General features: G+C 41.2%; 1 protein-coding gene. It reads right to left on the reverse strand.

The features are described from left to right. The coding region (locus G1H19_RS22385; RefSeq protein ID WP_163638904.1) for a GTP-binding protein at nucleotides 1–260 on the reverse strand (260 nt) is incomplete at both ends.

Genomic DNA, 260 nt, shown 5'->3' on the forward strand with positions numbered 1-260 from the left:
CAATCTTATTGATAAATATAATTGTCGGGATTTGCAGCTTTTGTAAAGTACTGAACAGCAACTTTGTCTGCGCTTGTATGCCTTCCTTTGCGGATAAGATGAGGACTGCTCCATCAAGCATTTTGAATGTCCGCTCCACTTCCGCAATAAAATCCATGTGTCCCGGAGTGTCAATGATATTGCATTTCACTCCATTCCAGATAATAGATGTCGTAGAAGCCCGGACAGTAATTCCTCTACGTTTCTCTATATCCATAGAG

It is taken from the genome of Goekera deserti (assembly GCF_010685995.1).
GTDB classification, from domain to species: domain Bacteria; phylum Actinomycetota; class Actinomycetes; order Mycobacteriales; family Geodermatophilaceae; genus Goekera; species Goekera deserti.